We start from the raw sequence: 3,669 nt of genomic DNA, 5'->3' as shown, positions 1-3,669 counted from the left end.
GGTGCGGACTTTACTGCGAAATTTAATATTCAACTCAGCACTGCGCTTACACAGACAACTGTAGGTTGGGGCTTCAAGCGGAAGCTTCATCAAAGATAATACCGATTGTGTGAACCCTTGTAGTGCCCTGAACGATAAGCCAAAGACAGCTTTGAGTGTTAAGCAAGTTTCAATAGCAAGATCAGAGAAATGATTAGAGCGGCCACGCCCACCGTGAGTACATTCGTTATACCAATGACGCGTTGCTTTTTCGTCAAACCAGAAGCGAATATTACCGCGGTTAACGAGGGCTTGATTATAGTGAGACCAGTTTGTGATTTTGCTCATTGTTGTTGCACAGGCTAGTAGGATATAGATGATCTGATCACAGGCTGGCAAGATAGTTCAAACTTTTAGGAAACAACGCCTGATAACGAATAAGAAGTATTATTTTTACTTAGTTTTCTTGTGGCTCGACCATATTTTTTCTTGCCCCGTAATACACTATATTTCGCGGTATATAAATTCAATTCAGATGTTTCTTCAGAACCACTTTTAATAAGAGGGGCAGCAGTTATTGGTAAGGCAAAATAAAGCATTACCAATATAATAATTTTAATAACGCTGTTGTAGTTCAACATAATTTCTAATGTTCACCAGAGTTATGCAATACATCAAGCGTACTATCATATATTGATGACTCAAGGCTAAGCGCTCCTAAAACGGTATGAAAGACATTAAACTGATTATGGCTATTAGCTTGATTTAAGTTTTTAAGCTCTACCTTTGTTAGCGTTTGTGGAACAACTTGGTAATTAACTGTGTTTCTCTTCGCGCTTTGCCAACCTGAATCATTCAGAGAGCCATCAACGACAACTTCAGTTGCAAAGGCAATACTTGAAGCAAACAGATAAAGAAGTTGTAAAGAAGCGTTAAAAGACTTGTTCATTACAGCGATACAGTAAATGTTATTTTCTTCTCAACTAGCGATATTGAAACAGTTGCTCCAATTTTTTCACAGTAGGATTTTACTATTGCTAAACCTAATCCAAATCGTTCTGTTGATGTTCTTGATTCGTCTTTTTGCCATAAAGGATCAAAAAACAATTTAAGCTCATTTTCTTGATAATTTTCGTAGCAGATATTTGAAATTTTGATTAAAGCATTTCTATTATCAATTTTTGATGTTGTTATCTCTATTGCTGAATTAGTTGGACTATAAAAGATTGCATTGTTAATTAAATTTGATAACACAGTTTCTAAAGCAAATTTGTTGGTATTTACTATTAATGAAGGTATATCAAAAAGAAGTGTAATATCTCTATCGTCTGAATTTTCTCTTGAGATAATGTTACTAATTAGATCCGTTAGGTTAATTTTGCTAGTTTCTAACTCATGGCTACTACTACTTTTTTGTAATAGCATGATGCTACTAACGATATTTTTTAAGCGATAGGATATTCCATGGACATCGCTTGCAAGGTTATCTGATATTTCCTTTTCATGAGGAAACCTTAAGGCAACTTCGCTCAAACTTATAAGCTCTGCAATTGGTGTTTTTAATTCGTGAGCAATGTCAGAAGCCATTCTCTGCTCTCGAATGTACAGAATATGATTTTCTTTAATAAACTGATTAACGCCTTCAACTATCGGAACGAGTTCTTGCGGTAAAAATTCTACTGAAACTTCCGGGTTTTTAGAGTTTAAACTTATTTTTCTTAGCTGCTGACTGAGTTCACTAATTGGTTTTAAACTCCTAGAAACAACAAGTTTGACAATTATTCTTATAATAAATACGGAAAATATAGATGTGAAAATAAAAATAATATCAACAAACCAGTGGATATAGTCTAACTCTTCTCTACTTAGCGCATAGGCAAGTTCCATTGGTTGTTGATTCTTTGCAAATTCTTCTCTGCTTATACCGAGTATTTCACGAATGTCAGAGTCAACCTGAGGAAAAAACTTTGTATACAGCATCCTGCCATTTCTACCGTCTGGTAATACGGTATCTTGAATAATAAATTCATGTAGTTTTACATCTAATCTAGAGAGAGCTTTTATTTCAAAAAGCTCTAGAGTGTCAGATCTCTCAAATACTTCGCTTTTGTACCAAAGTTGGTAATATTCAGGGTTTTCTTTGCCTTCAAATTCCGGCATAAACTCCCCAGCAAAATCAAATTCTATTCCGTTTTCATCTACTTCAACTAATGTTTCAAGTAGTCCAACTTTGTTGATCATGGCTCGGTCAAACTCATCACTAATCCATGTATCAACACTGATATGAGTTGCTAATAAGATACAAATTAAGAGTAATGAGATTGAAATTGATAGATAGCGACTTAGCTTTTTATGAATTGAATTCATTAATGACTCTCAACGAAGTAGCCAAAGCCACGCTTGGTTTTAATTGGAAGCTCGTAACCAATAGCTCTTACTTTTTTCCGAGCAGAAGAAAGGTGAGCCTCTATAGAATTTTTTGCAATTGCATCATATTGTCCGGCTAGGTATTCGCTGAGCTTTTCAGAAGAAATGACTTTTCCTTGACTGGAAAATAAGCATTCAACCACTTTGTATTCATTAGGGGTTAGCTGAGCATCTTTACCACCACATCTTAATTGTTTTAAATGTAAATCTAGTGATACGGCACCAATATTAATACTGTTAGCGTTCACATTCAAAGTACCGCGCCGCATTAAACAGAGTAAACGGACATGCAGTTCGTCAAAAGAAAAAGGTTTAGTAAGGTAGTCATCTGCACCGTTGAGAAGCCCTTCAACTTTATCTTCTGTAAGGTCTTTCGCAGACAAAATTAATACACGGATATCTTTTCCTGCCTGACGAATTGCCTTTAATATTGAAGTACCATCGACAGAGGGCAACATTAAATCAAGAATTAACAGAGAATAATCACCAGACAGAGCCATACTTAGTCCCTCAGAACCATCTCCAGTATCATCTACGGTGAAACCTAGGTTGGTTAACCCTACTCTTAAACTTCGTCTAAGTGATATTGAATCTTCGATAACTAAAACTTTCAATGATGCATGCCTTTGAGTAAATATTATTCAGAATATCGCTTTAAACTTAAGAGTAGCTGAATTTACACTTAATTTATTTAAAAGCTATTTCGTTAAAGCTCTAGCTTTCCCTCTAAGTTTTCAGATTCTTTTTGTGAAAAATCAATTTTAAATCACAAATTAGAGTATTTAAGTTAACTGAACATGGGGAAATAAGAGGCTTAATGTCCGTTTTGTAGATATATTGATACAACTCAAACATAAAATCAGTGTCTCAAATTCGCTCATTTGCGACGCTCGACTAAACTCGTTTTGGGGCAGAAATGAGTTTGGCAACATCGCCTCTGTTAGATTCCAATCAGCACAGAAAGTACTACCTCTATAAGAACTATGCTTTAGTTCAGTTCACCCTTACAACCGCAGATATTAACCATTAAAGGAGATGTTACACTTTTAAGTATGCATAACAATAAAGTTCGAAACTTTTCGATGCTATTTGTCGCAGTCTGCCTTTTGTTCTAACAAGCTTTTGTCGGATAGACGACACCTGTTACCAAGTGTCGCCCTCCTAAGAACCGTACGTGCAACTTTCACTGCATACGGCTCAAGCCTTCACGAAGGCACCTAATTGGTACCCAGCAACTTATAAAGCAGAGAGATTAGGTTCATT

4 protein-coding genes are annotated in these 3,669 nt (G+C 35.7%); all 4 read right to left on the bottom strand.

Annotated features, from left to right (window positions below; all coding sequences use genetic code 11):
• The coding region (locus tag JIG41_RS11630; RefSeq protein ID WP_199524777.1) for a transposase at positions 1-327 on the bottom strand (327 nt) is incomplete at its 3' end.
• 298 nt (positions 328-625) lie between these two features.
• Positions 626-928: a hypothetical protein gene (locus JIG41_RS22830; protein ID WP_016899343.1), complete on the bottom strand. Its 303-nt coding sequence runs from the start codon at positions 926-928 to the stop codon at positions 626-628.
• Positions 928-2,346, bottom strand: coding sequence for a cell wall metabolism sensor histidine kinase WalK (locus tag JIG41_RS11620; protein ID WP_199524776.1), 1,419 nt, complete (start codon positions 2,344-2,346; stop codon positions 928-930). Before JIG41_RS11620 ends, JIG41_RS22830 begins: the two co-directional genes overlap by 1 nt.
• Positions 2,346-3,020, bottom strand: coding sequence for a response regulator transcription factor (locus JIG41_RS11615; protein WP_029609916.1), 675 nt, complete (start codon positions 3,018-3,020; stop codon positions 2,346-2,348). The genes JIG41_RS11620 and JIG41_RS11615 overlap by 1 nt, the downstream gene beginning before the upstream one ends.
• Between the last annotated feature and the right edge of the window lie 649 nt (positions 3,021-3,669).

Origin of the sequence: Pseudoalteromonas sp. bablab_jr011 (genome assembly GCF_016464045.1) — a bacterium.
Classification (GTDB): domain Bacteria; phylum Pseudomonadota; class Gammaproteobacteria; order Enterobacterales; family Alteromonadaceae; genus Pseudoalteromonas; species Pseudoalteromonas lipolytica.
Note: the sequence above shows the minus strand (reverse complement) of the source record. Positions and strands in the feature narration are given on the sequence as shown.

Coding starts and splice junctions, on each gene's coding strand:
- JIG41_RS11620 (WP_199524776.1), bottom strand. CDS start 2,346: ATGAATTCAATTCATAAAAAGCTAAGTCGCTATCTATCAATTTCAATC.
- JIG41_RS22830 (WP_016899343.1), bottom strand. CDS start 928: ATGAACAAGTCTTTTAACGCTTCTTTACAACTTCTTTATCTGTTTGCT.